Here is a 17,397-nt window from a genome sequence, read left to right on the forward strand (position 1 = left end):
ACAAAGTATTTAGAGCTTTTTACAACAAAACAGAACAGAAATAAGTAAATCAAATTAACTAAAGTATAAATATGGATATCAAAAACGCACAAATAGAAGTTGACGATTGGATTAATGAACACGGTGTACGTTACTTTAATGAGCTGACAAATATGGCACAGCTCACCGAGGAAGTGGGGGAAGTGGCACGTATCATAGCAAGACGTTATGGTGAACAAAGCGAAAAAGAAAGTGATAAAGATAAAGATCTAGGCGAGGAGTTGTCTGATGTAATGTTTGTGGTATTGTGCTTGGCAAACCAAACCGGTATAGATTTACAGGCTGCTTTTGATAAGAAAATGGATAAAAAAACAAAACGAGATCATAACAGGCATCACAATAATGAGAAATTAAAGTAGTTTTGTCATTCATCTTTATTTTAAAGCTTTACTATGGACGTTAATATCCAAAAATCAAAACTACATAATCACCAAGAGATTCAAATTACGGGATCTAAGAGTGAATCTAATCGCCTGTTATTACTTCAGGCGTTATATCCGCAGATTAATATCAATAATGTTTCTAATTCTGATGATTCAGTGCTGATGCGAAAAGCATTGGTTTCAGATGAGGAACTCATTGATATTCATCATGCAGGTACAGCCATGCGATTTTTAACTGCCTATTTTTCAATTCAGAAAGATAGAGAAACGATAATTACGGGGTCACCCCGAATGAAAGAACGACCGATTAAAATACTCGTTGATGCATTAGCGGCATTAGGTGCAGAGATTTCATATTTAGAAAATAATGGTTTTCCACCGTTAAAAATAATAGGTAAGGTACTGACAAAACATAAAGTGACATTGGCGGCTAATGTTAGTAGTCAGTATATTTCGGCTTTATTGTTAATCGCGTCTAAATTAGAAAATGGATTAGAGTTGACTTTAGAAGGGAAAATAACCTCAATCCCTTATATCAATATGACGTTGAGCTTATTAAATAGTGTTGGCGTCGAAACCAGTTTTGTTGAGAATATCATTACTGTAAAACCCAATACAATTGATATAGAACCTCAAACGCTTACGGTTGAATCTGATTGGTCATCAGCATCTTACTTTTATGGTCTAATTGCTTTAAGTGATGTCGGTACAGAAATTACTATCGGATCTTACAAAAGTGAAAGCTTGCAAGGAGATTCGGTATTGGCTGATATTTATGAGAAATTTGGCGTTACTACCACGTTTTTAAATGAGTCTATTACACTTCGAAAAGTATTAAATATTGATGCTAATTCTAAAATTGAATTAGATTTAAAAAACGCGCCAGATATAGCACAAACCATAGCGGTAACAGCATTTGGTTTAGGACTAGAGTGTTATATGATAGGTTTGCATACCCTTAAAATAAAAGAAACAGATCGTTTGGTAGCGCTTAAAACGGAATTAGAAAAGTTAGGTGCAGAAGTAATCATTACCGACCTTTCTTTGCATTTAAAACCATCAGATAAAATTAATAGTGGTATAAAAATAGGAACATACAATGACCACAGAATGGCCATGGCTTTTGCTCCCTTAGGTTTAAAAGTACCAATTGTTATTGAAAACGCTGATGTGGTGAGTAAATCATATCCACAGTTTTGGGAAGATTTTAAAACGATTGGTTTCAATTTAAAATAAACCCTTATTTACTTGACAAGGCCTATGTTGAGATTGTATATTTGCAATTCGAAAAAATAAAACAGATACATGAAATTATCACACTTTAGTTTTGACCTTCCAGATGAATTATTAGCTGAACATCCTGCAGAACACAGAGATGAGTCTAGATTGATGGTTCTTGATAGAGCAAAACAAACTATCGAGCACAAACAATTCAAAGATATTATCGATTATTTTGATGAGGGTGATGTGATGATAATGAATGACACCAAGGTGTTTCCGGCACGTTTATTTGGTAATAAAGAAAAAACAGGCGCACGTATCGAAGTATTTTTACTACGCGAATTAAACCAAGATCAACGTCTTTGGGATGTGTTGGTAGATCCTGCACGTAAAATAAGAATTGGTAATAAATTATATTTTGGTGACGATGAGACTTTAGTTGCTGAAGTTATAGATAATACCACCTCTAGAGGTAGAACATTACGTTTTCTTTATGATGGGTCTTACACAGACTTCAGAACAAAATTAACGCAACTTGGTGAAACGCCTTTGCCAAAATATATTAACAGAGAGGTAGAGCCAGAAGATGAAGAGCGTTACCAAACAATTTATGCAAAGAACGAAGGAGCTGTAGCAGCGCCAACAGCAGGTCTTCACTTTTCTAAACACTTATTAAAACGTTTAGAGATAAAAGGTGTTAAAACTGCAGAAGTTACTTTACATGTAGGTCTAGGTACATTTAACCCTGTTGAGGTCGAAGATTTATCTAAGCATAAAATGGACAGTGAAGAGATTGTAATTAAGAAAAGTGCTGCAGATATCGTTAATGAAGGTATAGAAAAGAAAAAACGCGTGTGTGCTGTAGGTACAACTTCAATGCGTACGATTGAAAGTTCAGTATCATCAAATGGAAGATTAAATGAATTTGAAGGTTGGACCAACAAATTTATCTTTCCTCCATATGATTTCAGTATCGCTAACTGTATGATTACAAATTTTCATACACCAAAATCAACGCTGTTAATGATGACATCAGCTTTTGCAGGTCATGATTTTATGAAGAAAGCATACGAGGAAGCGGTAAAAGAAAAGTATAAATTTTACTCTTATGGTGATGCTATGTTAATCATCTAAGCACAGCAATCATAAACTATAAAAAAAAGTCTCTTCATTGAGGCTTTTTTATTTTAAGAGAAAACCAAATTCATTTAAGTACTTTTGCATACGATGGAAGTAAAAAAGAAAGATATAAGAGCCTTAACTAAAGATCAACTTAGGGATTTCTTTGTAAAACAGGGAGATAAGGCCTTTAGAGGTAATCAGGTATATGAATGGTTGTGGCAAAAGGCGGCCTATAGTTTTGAAGATATGACTAACGTATCTTTAGAAACACGACAAATGTTAGAGGCTAATTTTGTAATTAACCACATAAAGGTAGATCAGATGCAACGCAGCTCTGATGGTACCATTAAGAACGCTGTAAGGCTTCACGATGATTTAATTGTAGAATCTGTGCTTATACCTACGGCAAGCAGAACCACAGCTTGTGTGTCTTCTCAGGTAGGTTGTAGTCTAGATTGTAGATTCTGTGCAACGTCACGATTAAAACGTATGCGAAATCTTAATCCAGATGAAATTTACGATCAGGTGGTCGCTATAGATAACGAAAGTAGATTATACCACAACAGACCGTTGAGTAATATTGTTTTTATGGGAATGGGAGAACCTTTAATGAACTATAATAACGTTCTTAAAGCTATTGATAAAATCACATCACCTGAAGGTTTAGGAATGTCTCCAAAACGTATTGTGGTATCAACCTCTGGAGTGCCAAAAATGATTAAGAAGATGGCAGACGATAATGTGAAATTTAAGTTAGCTGTTTCACTGCATTCTGCAATAGATGAAATACGTACGTCTATAATGCCATTTAACGCAACATTTCCGTTAAGCGATTTGAGAGAGTCTCTTCAATATTGGTACGCAGCCACAAAAAACAGAATTACGTATGAGTATGTAGTTTGGGATGGTATAAATGATCAACGAAAAGATGCAGAGGCCTTAGTTGAGTTTTGCAAATTTGCTCCCAGTAAAGTCAACCTTATAGAATACAATCCTATTGATGATGGCGAATTTCAACAAGCCAGCTCAAAAGCTATTGACATGTATGTTAGTGTTCTCGAAGCTAATAATATCACTGTAACGGTAAGGAGAAGTAGAGGTAAGGATATTGATGCCGCTTGTGGACAGTTGGCTAATAAAAGTTAGATTACTTTATATTAAGACATAAAAAAAAGCGGCAATTGCCGCTTTTTTAAATTTATATAATAGGTATTAACTCTTAACGAATTTGATCGTTTTAGAATTTCCATTAATAGTTACTTTAGCTATATAAACGCCATCTGTTAAAGAAGAAACGCTAATAGACTCAGATGTGTTAGATAATGATCTTGAAATGACAGATTGACCTAATAGAGAGTAGATTTCAATATTAGTCATAGCCATATTAGACGATTCTAAGTTTAGAACTTTTAAATCTTTATTGTAAAAATGGTTAAAATCATTTTGTGCAACTTCACCAACACTCAAAGTTGTATCTAAACTTGAATCAAAAAGGAGAAGGAAGCCACCTCCACGTGGTCCAAATGAACGATATGCAATATAATAATCATCAGTTGCTGAAGGTGTAAACGTACTACTTTCTTGATAAGCCATTGTTTCTAATGTTTCAAATTCCCCTTGAGTTGTAAAACCTGCATTAGTGAATAATGTCGCAACCACATTTGCTGTTGATGATGGACCATCAACTATAAAGGCCTCTAAACTTGCATTTGCTGTACCTTGTAAAACATTATAAGATGAAGAATATTGATACTCAGTACCTGCAGTTAATTCTAAAGCAGGACTAAAAAACCAGTCGTCTTTATTTGTAGAATCTTCTGTACCACTAGCATTAGTTGCAAAAGTTTCTGGTATCAAGTCTCCGTCTAAATCTAAATCTTGTTGTGTAATCCAAGAGAGTGTGTCACCATCAACATCTTCAATTGTGTAGCATACTAAAAATTGATTGTTGTCATCAAAAGTTTCAGCATAAGGTGCACTGTAATCACATGTAACCGCGGTTTCTGTTATTTCAAAATCAAAGCCGGCATTACTCCAACGATCATCAAATGCAATATAATAAGTAGTACCTGTTGCTACTAACCACTCCGCTTCAGATAAAAAGTTTGCAGCTACGTCGTCATTTCCGCCTACACAAGTAAGAGAACCACATGCACCAGAGTAAACATGTAATCGTGTGTCACCACCAGCATTTGCTGGTAAATCGGTAGTTACAGTTGCTATACCATCTATAGTAGCAGTAAAAGAATACCATTCTCCAGCAGTGGCTCCTGCTCCATTGTCAGCACAAATTGGGTCTGGTATATCAGTTCCATCTACAGCTGCAACTGTATGAGTTCCTGCTGTTACTACTGCTGCTGTCGCACAAGTGTCTTGAGCGTAATTAAATTGAAAAGCTGCTAAAGCTAATGCTAATAAAGTAATTTTTTTCATGTGTTTGTTTTTTTTAACGATTAGTAGGTATAAAGTTACAAATTATTTTGAGGAGTAAAAGTTAAAATTCTATAATTCCCATTTTATGAATAAATAATAATAGAATTTGTAATTTCGCAATGATTTAGATTAGAAATGAAAATAACCGAACAAATAAAACAACCAATCGCCTACGAAATGGATCTTTTTGAACAAAAGTTTCAACTCTCTATGGCGAGTAAGGTAGCGTTACTTAATCGTATTACACATTATATTGTTAACCGAAAAGGAAAGCAAATGCGACCAATGTTTGTGTTTTTGGTGGCTAAAATGATGAATAATGGCGAAGTATGCGAGCGTACTTACAGAGGTGCTTCGGTTATTGAGCTCATTCATACAGCAACTTTGGTTCATGATGATGTGGTGGATGACAGTAACCGAAGACGTGGATTCTTTTCAATTAACGCCCTTTGGAAAAATAAAATTGCGGTTCTTATAGGGGATTTTCTACTCTCAAAAGGTTTGTTACTTTCTATAGATAATAATGATTTTGATTTACTGAAAATTATCTCTGTTGCTGTACGTGAAATGAGCGAAGGAGAATTACTTCAAATTGAAAAAGCCAGACAGCTAGATATTACAGAAGATATTTATTACGAAATCATCCGACAAAAAACAGCAACTTTAATTGCAGCCTGTTGCAGTTTGGGTGCTGCATCTGTTAAACCAAATTCACCAGAAGTAGAAGCGATGCGTAAATTTGGGGAGTTAATTGGTATGGCATTTCAAATAAAAGATGATTTGTTCGATTATGGTAAAGAGGCCATTGGCAAACCAACAGGTATAGATATTAAGGAACAAAAAATGACACTTCCACTTATTTATGTACTTAATAAGTGTACTAAGAAAGAAAAGTCATGGTTGATTAATTCGGTTAAAAATCACAATAAAGATAAAAAACGAGTTAACGAGGTCATTACTTTTGTTAAAGAAAATGGCGGCCTAGATTATGCGGTTTCTAAAATGAAAGCTTTTCAAGAAGAGGCCTTAAGTATATTGGCAAAGTATCCAGAATCACCATACAAAGCATCTCTTAATCTTATGGTCGATTATGTAATTGATCGAAAAAAATAAATCCCAAGTAGTTTAAATTCAGGTAATTAAAAATTATTTTAATTATTTTTCGCTTCTCAAGCAACCCTTGGCTGTAAATTTGCGTCTTTATAAATAGAAAGGCATCTGAACGTCATCAGAATTTAAACCCAACCATGAAAGTTATACAACTTCATAAAAACGAAACAAAACTTATAGAGCGCGCTGCGAATAGAAATCGTGAGGCACAACATATAATGTACGAGTTACACGCACCAAAAATGTTGAGTGTCTGTAGATACTATATAAAAGATGTACATCAAGCCGAAGAAGTAATGTTGAATGGTTTTTTTAAAGTATTTAAATATTTGAAAACATATAAACATGAAGGCAGTTTTGAAGGTTGGATAAGACGAATAATGGTAAGAGAATCCATATCATATTTAAGGCAGAATAATAAGATTGAATTTGCAGTTGAAGATGATTATTTGGATCAAGGCTCATCAAACAATATTAATACAAACATTGAAGTTGCTGAAATACAACAACTCATAGATAGTTTACCAGAAGGATACCGAATGGTGTTTGTAATGTATGCTATTGAAGGGTACAAGCACAATGAAATTGCTGAGTTATTAAAAATATCAGAAGGCACTTCAAAATCACAATTGTTTAAAGCACGACAGATGCTTCAAAAGAAATTAAAAGAATTAAATAACAACAGTTATGGCACCAATTAAATTTGAAGATAATATAAAAGATAAGCTCGAGAAGCGAACCTTGTCGCCATCATCAGAAGGTTGGTCTAAGCTATCTGAGCGTTTAGATGCAGAAGATAACAAATCTAAAAAACCAATGTTTTGGTGGTTAAGTATAGCCGCATGTTTATTGATTATGATTGCGGTATCAATACCGTTTTTTAGTACTCCAGAATCGGAAATGGTGTTACCTCAAATCGTTGAAGAAGAAGTTGTAGAGCAACAATTAAATAATGAAACCTTAAAACCAAATCAAAAAGAATCCATTAAAGTTGTAGTTGAGGATAAAAGCGTAGAAGATAAAAAAGAGGATTTGCCAACGGTTAATAAGCCAAATAAAATAGACTATAAAAAAGCGGTAATTAAAAAGTCTGAGTCTCAAATTCAATTAGCAAACATAGATAAACACCAAGAGGGGTATGCAAATCAAAGTCAAGAAGAAGAGCTTAATAACGAAGCGCAACGTCTTTTAGAAGAAGCAAAGTTAAAAATTGCAGTAGCAGAGGCTATCGTTACTTTAAAGGCTGAGAAAACATCAGTTACAGATCGAGAAATAGATTCTTTATTAAAAATGGCGAGTAAAGAATTGTTTCAGCAAAACATTCAGAATGAATCATCAAGAACAGTAGATGCAAATAATTTATTAATGAGCGTTGAAGATGAAATGGGACAATCCTTTAGACGTAAGGTCTTTGAGGCTTTAAAGGAGAGTTACGGAACGGTTAAAACTGCGGTTGCAAATCGTAATAACTAAGTCCCTTTAAAAAAAAAGAGATCTCATTAAGAGATCCTAGAACAAGAATCAAATTATTTGGTTGGTAGCGTAGCCGAAGTAAACATCAATAATCAATAAATCAAAAAACGAACAGTTATGAACAACATTACAAGATTGGTATTATGCTTAGTGATAGCACTAGCATTTACAACAGTACAAGCACAAGAAACAAAGGTTGATAGTACTAAAACGTCAGCGAATCACTTAAAAATTGAATCACTTAAAAATCTCAAAATTAACATTGAAAATGAAGAAAGAGATTTTTTAAAATCAGAAATAGCAGCGATTAATCAGCGCTTAGATGATGGTGAAATAACAGCAGCAGAAGCAGAAAACTTAAAGAAGGAAGCTGCAAAAAATAGAGCTCTAAATATTGAAAATCGTTTAGCTATTATAGATAATAAAATTGAATTATTAAAAAGAAACGATGATACTTATAGTGCTGAAGATGGTGAAGAATACGGTTATGTCCTTAGAATAGGATCTGAAGAGGGAGACAAGGAAAGCTTTGTTTATTTTGGAGAAAAATCTAATGATAAACCTAGAAAATATGATAGACGTACAACTACAAATGTTGTCTTTGCTTTAGGATTTAATAATGCTTTAATCGAAGGACAGAGTCTTAGTGATTCACCATATAAAATAGCTAACTCTGATTTTTATGAATTAGGCTATGCTTGGAAAACTAGAGTTTTTGAAAACTCTAATTTCTGGAGATTAAAATATGGCTTCTCTTTTCAGTGGAATAAATTTGAAATGAAGGATAATAATTATTTAGTGAATACTGATGGCGAAATTTCGCTTCAAGAATTTCCTTCAGATTTAAATAAGTCAAAGTTTAGAACAACTAATTTAGTATTTCCAATGCACATAGAATTTGGACCTTCTAAAAAAATTGAGAAAGACGATTACTTTAGATATTCAACGCACAAAAAATTAAAAGTAGGTTTAGGTGGTTATGCAGGTTTAAATATTGGTAGCATGCAAAAACTAAAGTACAAGGACGATGGTGATAGAATAAAAAATAAGCAACGTGGTGGTTATGAGGTTAACGAATTTGTGTATGGCTTAAGTGGTTATGTGGCTTTGGGAGAAATTGCTTTATATGTAAAATACGATCTTAATCCAATATTTAAAAATCAAGTTGTAGATCAAAATAATATTTCAGTAGGGATACGTTTTGATATGGATTAAATAAATCATCAATCAATCAATCAGTCAATCAATTTTTGAGTGTTAAAAGGCCTTAATCGTATTTTAGATTAGGGCTTTTTGTTTGTGTAGATTTCCTAAAGGTTATTGACATTGTTAAATCCAATTATTAATAATAATGTCGAAATGAGATGTCCTAGTTTTAAACGTTTTGAAGATTCGTAAAGAATTAATCTGGCATTAACCTGTGATATAGTAAAAATTGAATTAGTTTTTATGAATAGCTTTTAATACAAATTGTTTTATCTTAAATTTGCAAACTTGCTAAAACACTAAAATTGATCTCACAAAACTCCATTGCACAAGTATTTGAAACCGCTCGCGTAGAAGAGGTCATTGGTGATTTTGTACAATTAAAAAAAGCAGGTACCAATTACAAAGGTTTAAGTCCTTTTAGTGAAGAACGCTCTCCGAGTTTCGTAGTGTCTCCGGTGAAACAAATTTGGAAAGATTTTTCAAGTGGAAAAGGCGGAAATGCCGTAACATTTTTAATGGAGCACGAGCATTTTACGTATCCTGAGGCTATAAAATATTTAGCAAAAAAGTACAATATTGAAATAGAAGAAACCGAACGCACCGACGAAGAAAAAGCACAAGCGGATAACCGTGAAAGTTTATATTTAGTAAGCGAATATGCAAGTAGCTATTTTCAAAATGTACTTCATAAAACAAATCCAGGGAAAGCGATTGGTTTAAGTTATTTTAAAGAACGTGGTTTTACTGAGGAAACCATCAAAAAATTTGATCTCGGTTATTCGTTAGATGAGTGGCAAGGATTTACAGATGACGCCTTGGGTAAAGGTTATAAACTCAATTTTTTAGAGCAAACGGGTTTAACTATTGTTAAAGGAGAAAAACGCTTCGATCGATTCAAAGGCAGAGTGATGTTCCCAATTCATAGTATGAGTGGGCGTGTTCTTGGCTTTGGTGGACGTATTTTAACCAACGATAAAAAAGCGGCGAAATATTTAAATTCACCAGAGAGCGAAATCTATCATAAAAGTAAGATCTTGTATGGTCTATACCATGCCAAACAAACGATAGCAAAAGAAGATAATTGTTACTTAGTAGAAGGTTATACAGATGTCATTCAGTTTCATCAATCAGGTATTACCAATGTGGTGTCTTCTTCTGGCACAGCCTTATCTCCAGATCAAATACGGTTAATTAATCGTTTAACAAATAATATTACCGTTCTTTTTGATGGTGACGCAGCAGGAATTAGAGCATCCATTCGTGGTATCGATTTAATATTAGAGCAAGGCGTAAATGTTAAGATATGCACGTTTCCTGATGGTGAAGATCCTGATAGTTTTTCTAAATCCAACACTTTAGAAGAGCTTACGGCTTATCTTGAAGAAAATGCTAAAGATTTTATTCAGTTTAAAGCGTCGCTTTTAGTAAAGGAAGCTAATAATGATCCGATTAAAAAAGCGGAGACCATTCGCGAAATTGTAAACAGCATTGCTAAAATTCCAGATCAGATAAAACGCGAAATTTACATTCAAGAATGTGCGCGTATAATGGATATTAGCGAGAATGTACTTTTTACAACTTTAGCACAAATTAATAATAAACAGGCTAAGGATAATAATAAACCCAAGTCTTATGCTCCATCTAGTTCTTCTGATCCAAATGAACCTCCATTTGAAGTTTTTAGGAATGAAGAGCCTAGTCGTAAGCCAAAGGTTGATATTCAATATGAGTTAGAGAAAAAAATTATTGAAATCTTAATGCTATATGGTGATAGAACAGAGCAGTTTGAGGACTTAATTTTACAAGAGGATGAAACTTCTGGAGAGCTGCTATTAGAGCCAACAAAACATGAGGCACGCGTATTTGAAAAAGTGTATTTAGACCTTCAAGAGGACGAAATGCAGTTTTCTAATCCGCAATTTAAGGCGCTTTATTACTCTATTATTGATAAATTAAATCAGGAGGAAGGATTTTCAACCAAAAACTTCATTAACCAATTAGATCAAGATTCTGCAAGTACGGTCACAAGTATTTTAATGGAAGATGAACGTTATAATCTTCACGATTGGGAGCGCAATCTAATTATTCCTAAGGAAAAAAAAGATTCTGTTTCACAATTAGTGAGTCAAACTATTTTAAGTTTGCGTTGTCATTTAATTGATCAAAAAGTAGCCGAGTATAAAAATGAAACCTTAAAAGAAAATGTCGATCTACGCACTATAATGGAAGATGTAAAAGACTATGTTGGTCTTAAAATGTTGTTGTCTCGTAAGTTAGGTAAAGTTTTGGGCTAATAAAAAAACACTGATTAGGTTAAATTGTGATGCTTCGCTTGGTGAATTAAATCTACAATATTTGTAACATTTAATTTTTTAAACAATCTGGCTTTGTATGTACTGACTGTTTTTTCGTTAATATCTAACTCTTGCGCGATTTCTTTGTTTTTACGACCAATAGAAAGTAATTTTAAAACTTCAACCTCTCTAGTTGATAGCTTTTTAAACATGCGACTTCTGCTTTTTCGTGTGTCTTCATAATGAAAATGTTTATCCATTTTCTCGCTTAGAGATGTTTCGCCGGCGCTAATTTTTCTAATTGCCGCTTCTATTTGGTCAATATCAACTCCTTTATTTAAATAGCCAGAAGCACCTGCTTTAATTGTGCTTATGGCATATATTTCTTCGGGTTGATGACTAAACATTAAAACCTGAACGGATTTATTTTCTTTTTTTATAGCTCTTAGTGCAGTAATGCCGTTAAGTTCTGGTAAATCGATTTCAGATATAATAACGTCGACTTTATGGCGTCTTACAAATTCAAATATCTCAATCCCACTTCCTAAACTACCGATGACTTTAAAATCTTCTTTACTGTTTAAAAATAGTTCTAATCCTGTTCTTACAATAGGATGACTATCTACAATCAGAATATGTATCATGATAATAGTATTTTAGTTTTTTGGTTAGGGGTAATTATTTAATATGCTTTTAGTTTTAAAAACATTGCGGATGCTAATTGAGTAAAAATAGTTAAAAATTAAATAATTTAGTAATTTTATTTAATGAAATGCAATATTTATTTTAAATTATTAGGGATTTCGCAAACAGGTATTGGGTTCATTTTGTGTTTGTTGGAAGAATTGTAGCGCATGTAAATGGTGATAATCTCACGTTTTCTGCCTTCAAAGTCGAGGGCTGTTTTACCTTCTGCTGTCACTTGCATCGCCCATTCTAATTCTGGGTAAGAGGCGCCGATTTGATCTTCATCGCTACGAGCATCGCCAAAGAGACCATCGCTAGGAGCAGCTTCTATAATGGATTTTGAGACGTTTAAGTAATTTCCAATATTGTATACTTCTGATTTCATTAAATCTGCAATCGGACTTAAATCAACTCCACCATCTCCATATTTTGTGTAAAAACCGACACCAAAATCTTCAACTTTATTACCTGTGCCCGCAACTAAAAGGCCTAATAGTCCGGCGTGATAATATAAAGTTGTCATTCGTAACCGGGCTCTAGTGTTGGCTAAAGCCATATCAACAGTAGCCTGATTGCTGTCTAAACTCACTTCGGTTTTAAACTCTTCAAAGACAGGAGTTAGGTTTACAACCGTATCTTTTACATTAGAAAACTTACGTTTTAAAAATGAGATGTGTTCTTGGGCTCTTGTAACATGACTAGGCGCTTGGTGAATTGGCATTTCAATGCATAAAACATCCAAGCCTGTTTTGGCACAAAGTGTAGAAGTTACCGCAGAGTCAATTCCCCCAGAAATTCCAACAACAAAACCATTTACTTTGGCATTTGTAGCATAGTCTTTTAACCAATTTACAATGTGATCTACTACTTTTTCAGTTTGCATAATTTTTAATTTTTAAAACAAAGAAGTGTACCTTTGCACAACAAAAATAACGCAATCGAGTTAGGATTAAAAATATTTTATTAGATGCATATAAGAATTTACTTTATTTTATTTACCGTGTTTACAATGTTTTCTTGTGATAAGGAATCTAAAGTTGAACAAGAAATCGCTAAAATTGAAGTTGATTTTACTGTAGAGCGTTTTGATATAGCATTTGCTAAAGCACAACCCAAGGATTTAACGCAGCTAAAAAAGGATTATCCATTTATGTTTTCTAAACATACGCCCGATTCAGTTTGGATAAATAGGATCACCGACACGTTGCAAAATGAAATTTCACAAGAAGTTAGCCAGACCTTTGAAGATATTGAAGTTGTTAAAGAGGAGCTGGTTTCAATGTTTCAACATATTAAATATTATGATAACGTATTCTCCGTGCCACGCGTCATTACTTTAACGAATGATGTACAATATAGGGACAATGTTATCGTAACGGACAGCATAGCATTAATTGCTTTAGATAACTATTTAGGAAAATTACATCGATTTTATGTAGATGGTAATATACCTGCGTATTTGGCTGAAAATTTCACCAAGGAACAAATTGTTGTAGATATGGCTGATGGGTATGCTAAAAAATACATTTTTCAAAACGATAGAAGAACCTTAAGAGATGAGATGATATATTTTGGGAAGTTACTTTACTTTAAAGACGTTATCATTCCTTTTAAAACAGATGCTGAAAAGATTGGCTATTCTGAAAGTCAGATTCAATGGGCTGAAGCTAACGAAAGTCAGATATGGAGCTATTTTATTGAAAAGGAATTATTGTACAGCACAGATCCTAAATTACCAAATCGATTTATTGCGGATGCCCCATTTTCAAAGTTTTACTTAGAACTCGATAACGAGTCTCCAGGTCGCTTAGGTCAATATTTAGGATGGCAAATCGTAAAAGCTTATGCCGAAACTACAGGTGCTGACGCCTTGAAAATTATGCAGACTGAACCAGAAGAAATATTTATAAAATCAAAATTTAAACCTAAGAAGTAATGTCTAAAGTTATAAAATCTAAAATAGTACTAAACGTAGAACTTGACGAAAACAGAGTGCCAGAAAAATTGAATTGGTCAGCTCAAGATGGTGGTGTAGATAATGAAGAAGCTAAAGCGATTATGTTATCGGTTTGGGACAGTAATGCACAAGAAACTTTAAAGATAGACTTATGGACTAAGGATATGCCAGTTGATGAAATGAAACTTTTCTTTCATCAAACGTTGGTTACCATGAGTGACTCTTTTTTAAGAGCAACGCAAGACGAAAAAATGGCCGGTGATATGAAAGATTTTTGTGATTATTTTGCTGAAAAGCTTAATCTTAAAAAGTAGAATACCTTAATTGTTATCTAAATTATGATTTGTTTCGTAGTATGGAATTAGATTAAAACTATCAGATTCTACATTCATGTAGTTTGCTTTATTTCTTCTTTTGTGTTGCACAAAGCGAGTTGTATCGTGGATTTTCCAAACGCTAAGCTCATTTAATCGACCTGAAAAGGTTTTCATATCAATCTCATTCTTGCGGATCATACGATCGACAGTTTTCTGATCTACTATTTTTAATATCTTTTCAGAACTAGAACCGTTATTTATCTTGTGAATGACCCAATAGGTAGAGTTCGTAGTGTTCTCTACTTCTACTTGATGTTGTATTACTGTTTTTGATGTGAAACCTTTATTTAGTGTAAGCGACTTTTTCTCTTTTACAATAGAAGGTGCTGTTTTGCCGTATAGACTTAAATCGGTCCTTCCCGTATTGTTCTCAGAACCATAGGATTCATTTTTAATAGCAGAAACTATTTGTGGAGGATTTATTTCTTCATTGTAAGGGCTTGCAATGGCAGTTAATAAAGGAGTTGGTTCCTGTAAATTAAAACTTTCATTTCGCAACAGTGTAATAACAATAAGCTTGTCTATAAGTACGGCTTCAACGGCATAACGACCTACTGGTATATCTGAAATTAGAATTTTCGCATTATTATCTTTTACCTTTATAATACGTTCAAAGTCGTCATTAAAAATCATAATTTCGTAAATAGTACGTTCAGATTTAAAGATAATGCTGTCTTCTGTTTTGTTAAGTTGGTGTTGTAGCTCCTTAGCTCTATTGTTTACATTTTGAAGCAGTACAGATTTTTGTCCATAAGCTAAAGATGATAAAAGTAACAACACAATAAAGTATAGTCGTTTCATAATTAGTAGGTTTTTGTTTTGGGAAACAATTTTAATACTAAGCATAACAAATTACAATGCCGTCATATTATACGCAAAGTTAGTCACTTTTTAGTGTATAAAATTAAAATGTAGATACATGGTATATTTCTTTGATGATATGTTGTAGTCGTCGATATAACACAGATAACATCGTGGAAAGTGTTGTGTTTTAATTTATTAATGAAGTCTATTTACTTAATATTGAAAATAGATGAACTCAAAAATTGAGCAATCAATGAGTGTATCAATTAATTAATTCTACAAATGCTGAATATGGTTTGTTGTAGAATAATACGGAGTGTGATTGTATGAATTTGTTGAAGATGAATAGACAAATTTGGGGTTCGAAACTTGATTTTCCATAAATTCCCCTTTGTTATACACTTCCCATACGGTGAGTTTGTTTAATTTGCCTGAATCACTCTTAATTTCAAGTTTGTGTCGATAAATCATTTTGTCTACGGATTTCTGATCAGCTAATCTCATAGTTTTACATGAACCAATTTTATTAATGATTTCTGTTTCAGTCCAAAAATATTTTTGATTTTTAGAGTCCTGATTTTTTGCTTTACCTCCGGTTAAAATAAATTCTATGCTTTTTTTTGGAGAACTCTTAATGACTTGTAATTCTTCATCTAGCATCATTCCTTTCCCTTCTGTAATTTGCTCTAAGTTTTGGTGCATACTCGAGCGAGAAACGTCATTATAGTCCTCGTGCTTTATTAAGTCAAAAGCTATAATCTTTTCAAATAGCCTAGTCTCTATTATAAAATTTCCATTCGGAATGTCTTTTAAAGAGATTTGAGTAGTGTTAGCGTCGACTTCAATTATTTGCTCGTAATCTTCATTAAAAATTTCAACGTTGAGAATTTTAGAATCACAGCCTAGCATTAAGCTGTCTTTTGTAGAATTCAGACTGTGTTTTAACTCTTTTGCTTTTGGGTTCGTGTTTTTAAGTAAAATTGTATTTTGACCAAAACTAATTGAGGTCATAAGTATGACTAATAATATGCTTGTGTTTTTAATCATAGCAATTATATTTTTAGGTTAGAGAACAGGCAAATATTTTAAATTTATATAATGATATTTATCTATTTCTTATCTAATATACGATCTGAATGTGAATTTGATAATATTAAAGGGTGTTTTGCGTTTTTTATAGATGATGAACGCTCATCTAGGTTGTAAAGCAAAAAAACAAGATTTAAATACTTAAGGTCTTAAGATTTTTTGTTTCTGAATTTTACTAAATTAGCTTATGAGGAAAATATTATTTGGAGTTATCTTAACCTTAGTTGTTGTATTCGCTTTTAGATATTGTGATGATAAACAAGAAGACAAAATTGTGCTTAAAGAGAGTACAGCTTTAATTCAAGAACAAATTAAAAACGTTGGTAAACTCGTTGTTACCGAAGGGCATTTTAGTGAAGTGTTCACCTATAAAAACTCAAAAGGTGTTTTTGGGGATTTAATTTCAGCCGAAAAGAAAGCCGTAGTTATCGTCAATGCAGATGTAACAATTGGTTACGATTTAAGTAAAATTGAGTATAAAATTGATGAAGCTACAAAAACACTTAAAATCTTAAGCATTCCAAAAGAAGAAATAAAAATTAGTCCAGATTTTGAATATTATGATATGCAGGCAGATTATCTTAATCCATTCGAAGCCAAAGACTATAATAGTATAAAAGAGACGGTAAACAAGTCGCTAATGAAAAAAATTGAGGCATCTGATTTAAAGTCGAATGCGCAAAATAGATTGATTAGCGAATTATCTAAGTTTTTTATGTTAACTAATTCTTTAGGTTGGACATTAGAATATAACCAAAGTCCAATTTCAGAATTAAGTGAACTTAATAACCTAAAGCGTATATTAGACTAAAAATTAACCCAACTTTCGTTGTAAGCTATTCATGCCACCGCCATTTATGGCATCAATATCTTTAGATTTTAGAAGGCTTGCGGCACTACCAGAACGCATGCCGCTAGCACAATAAGCTATAACAGGTTTATTTAATTTTTTAATCTCATTAAATCTAGTGCTCAATTCCTGAACAGGAATGTGTATTGCATTTTTTATATGTCCGCTTTGGTATTCGCTTGGTGTTCTAACATCTAAAATAACAGCACCTTTTTCAAGGTATTCTGCAACGTTGTTAGTCGATTTACCAAATAAAGCATTAAATAGTCCCATAGTTTTTATTTTTAAGCAAACTTCCGAAAAGTTAATGAATGTATTCGTAACCAAAGTTACATTAAAATTACGTTGC

The 17,397-nt window shown here is 33.0% G+C and carries 18 protein-coding genes; 12 read left to right on the forward strand and 6 right to left on the reverse strand.

Going from position 1 to position 17,397, the window contains the following annotated elements; all coding sequences use genetic code 11:
• Positions 1 to 71 precede the first annotated feature (71 nt).
• The 4 genes from HM986_RS13875 (at position 72) to rlmN (ending at position 3,911) form a co-directional block, all read left to right on the forward strand.
• Complete coding sequence (locus HM986_RS13875) at positions 72 to 398, forward strand: nucleotide pyrophosphohydrolase (RefSeq protein WP_179335695.1); 327 nt, start codon at positions 72 to 74, stop codon at positions 396 to 398.
• Between the two features lie 33 nt (positions 399 to 431).
• Positions 432 to 1,658, forward strand: a complete 1,227-nt coding sequence (locus HM986_RS13880) for a 3-phosphoshikimate 1-carboxyvinyltransferase (protein WP_179335696.1) — start codon at positions 432 to 434, stop codon at positions 1,656 to 1,658.
• 69 nt (positions 1,659 to 1,727) lie between these two features.
• Positions 1,728 to 2,777: a tRNA preQ1(34) S-adenosylmethionine ribosyltransferase-isomerase QueA gene (gene queA, locus HM986_RS13885; RefSeq protein WP_179335697.1), complete on the forward strand. Its 1,050-nt coding sequence runs from the start codon at positions 1,728 to 1,730 to the stop codon at positions 2,775 to 2,777.
• 93 nt (positions 2,778 to 2,870) lie between these two features.
• The gene (gene rlmN, locus HM986_RS13890) at positions 2,871 to 3,911 is read left to right on the forward strand and encodes a 23S rRNA (adenine(2503)-C(2))-methyltransferase RlmN (RefSeq protein WP_179335698.1); all 1,041 of its coding nucleotides are present in this window, start codon (positions 2,871 to 2,873) and stop codon (positions 3,909 to 3,911) included.
• A 66-nt stretch (positions 3,912 to 3,977) separates the two neighbouring features.
• Here rlmN and HM986_RS13895 read toward each other — a convergent pair whose 3' ends face one another.
• Positions 3,978 to 5,198, reverse strand: coding sequence for a T9SS type A sorting domain-containing protein (locus HM986_RS13895; protein ID WP_179335699.1), 1,221 nt, complete (start codon positions 5,196 to 5,198; stop codon positions 3,978 to 3,980).
• Positions 5,199 to 5,333: 135 nt separating this feature from the next.
• Between HM986_RS13895 and HM986_RS13900 the strand changes: the two genes are divergently transcribed.
• The 5 genes from HM986_RS13900 to dnaG all read left to right on the forward strand — a co-directional run bounded on the left by HM986_RS13900 (position 5,334) and on the right by dnaG (position 11,284).
• Positions 5,334 to 6,311, forward strand: coding sequence for a polyprenyl synthetase family protein (locus tag HM986_RS13900; RefSeq protein ID WP_179335700.1), 978 nt, complete (start codon positions 5,334 to 5,336; stop codon positions 6,309 to 6,311).
• A 134-nt stretch (positions 6,312 to 6,445) separates the two neighbouring features.
• On the forward strand, positions 6,446 to 7,009 hold the full coding sequence (locus HM986_RS13905) for an RNA polymerase sigma factor (RefSeq protein ID WP_179335701.1): 564 nt from the start codon (positions 6,446 to 6,448) through the stop codon (positions 7,007 to 7,009).
• Positions 6,996 to 7,781, forward strand: a complete 786-nt coding sequence (locus tag HM986_RS13910; RefSeq protein WP_179335702.1) for a hypothetical protein — start codon at positions 6,996 to 6,998, stop codon at positions 7,779 to 7,781. The genes HM986_RS13905 and HM986_RS13910 overlap by 14 nt, the downstream gene beginning before the upstream one ends.
• 117 nt (positions 7,782 to 7,898) lie before the next feature.
• Positions 7,899 to 8,996, forward strand: coding sequence for a hypothetical protein (locus HM986_RS13915; RefSeq protein ID WP_179335703.1), 1,098 nt, complete (start codon positions 7,899 to 7,901; stop codon positions 8,994 to 8,996).
• A gap of 296 nt (positions 8,997 to 9,292) precedes the next feature.
• The gene (gene dnaG / locus HM986_RS13920; protein WP_179335704.1) at positions 9,293 to 11,284 is read left to right on the forward strand and encodes a DNA primase; all 1,992 of its coding nucleotides are present in this window, start codon (positions 9,293 to 9,295) and stop codon (positions 11,282 to 11,284) included.
• A gap of 14 nt (positions 11,285 to 11,298) precedes the next feature.
• Here dnaG and HM986_RS13925 read toward each other — a convergent pair whose 3' ends face one another.
• Together HM986_RS13925 and nadE are read right to left on the reverse strand one after the other, a co-directional pair.
• On the reverse strand, positions 11,299 to 11,928 hold the full coding sequence (locus HM986_RS13925) for a response regulator (protein WP_179335705.1): 630 nt from the start codon (positions 11,926 to 11,928) through the stop codon (positions 11,299 to 11,301).
• 137 nt (positions 11,929 to 12,065) lie between these two features.
• Positions 12,066 to 12,854 (reverse strand): NAD(+) synthase, encoded by a 789-nt coding sequence (gene nadE / locus HM986_RS13930; RefSeq protein WP_179335706.1) that lies wholly within the window; start codon positions 12,852 to 12,854, stop codon positions 12,066 to 12,068.
• A gap of 84 nt (positions 12,855 to 12,938) precedes the next feature.
• On the opposite strand from nadE, the gene gldB reads away from it, so the two are divergent.
• Both gldB and gldC read left to right on the forward strand, forming a co-directional pair.
• A complete protein-coding gene (gene gldB, locus HM986_RS13935) occupies positions 12,939 to 13,907 on the forward strand; it encodes a gliding motility lipoprotein GldB (protein WP_179335707.1) in 969 nt (322 codons plus the stop codon).
• The gene (gene gldC, locus HM986_RS13940) at positions 13,907 to 14,242 is read left to right on the forward strand and encodes a gliding motility protein GldC (RefSeq protein ID WP_179335708.1); all 336 of its coding nucleotides are present in this window, start codon (positions 13,907 to 13,909) and stop codon (positions 14,240 to 14,242) included. The genes gldB and gldC overlap by 1 nt, the downstream gene beginning before the upstream one ends.
• Positions 14,243 to 14,248: 6 nt before the next feature.
• Here the strand turns inward: gldC and HM986_RS13945 are convergent, their stop codons facing one another.
• The gene (locus HM986_RS13945) at positions 14,249 to 15,106 is read right to left on the reverse strand and encodes a hypothetical protein (RefSeq protein WP_179335709.1); all 858 of its coding nucleotides are present in this window, start codon (positions 15,104 to 15,106) and stop codon (positions 14,249 to 14,251) included.
• Between the two features lie 279 nt (positions 15,107 to 15,385).
• On the reverse strand, positions 15,386 to 16,156 hold the full coding sequence (locus tag HM986_RS13950) for a hypothetical protein (RefSeq protein ID WP_179335710.1): 771 nt from the start codon (positions 16,154 to 16,156) through the stop codon (positions 15,386 to 15,388).
• Between the two features lie 229 nt (positions 16,157 to 16,385).
• Between HM986_RS13950 and HM986_RS13955 the strand changes: the two genes are divergently transcribed.
• Positions 16,386 to 17,009, forward strand: coding sequence for a DUF4230 domain-containing protein (locus HM986_RS13955; RefSeq protein ID WP_179335711.1), 624 nt, complete (start codon positions 16,386 to 16,388; stop codon positions 17,007 to 17,009).
• A 3-nt stretch (positions 17,010 to 17,012) separates the two neighbouring features.
• Here the strand turns inward: HM986_RS13955 and HM986_RS13960 are convergent, their stop codons facing one another.
• Positions 17,013 to 17,321, reverse strand: coding sequence for a rhodanese-like domain-containing protein (locus HM986_RS13960; protein WP_179335712.1), 309 nt, complete (start codon positions 17,319 to 17,321; stop codon positions 17,013 to 17,015).
• Between the last annotated feature and the right edge of the window lie 76 nt (positions 17,322 to 17,397).

The sequence above is a fragment of the Winogradskyella costae genome (assembly GCF_013403865.1).
GTDB classification, from domain to species: Bacteria; Bacteroidota; Bacteroidia; order Flavobacteriales; family Flavobacteriaceae; genus Winogradskyella; species Winogradskyella costae.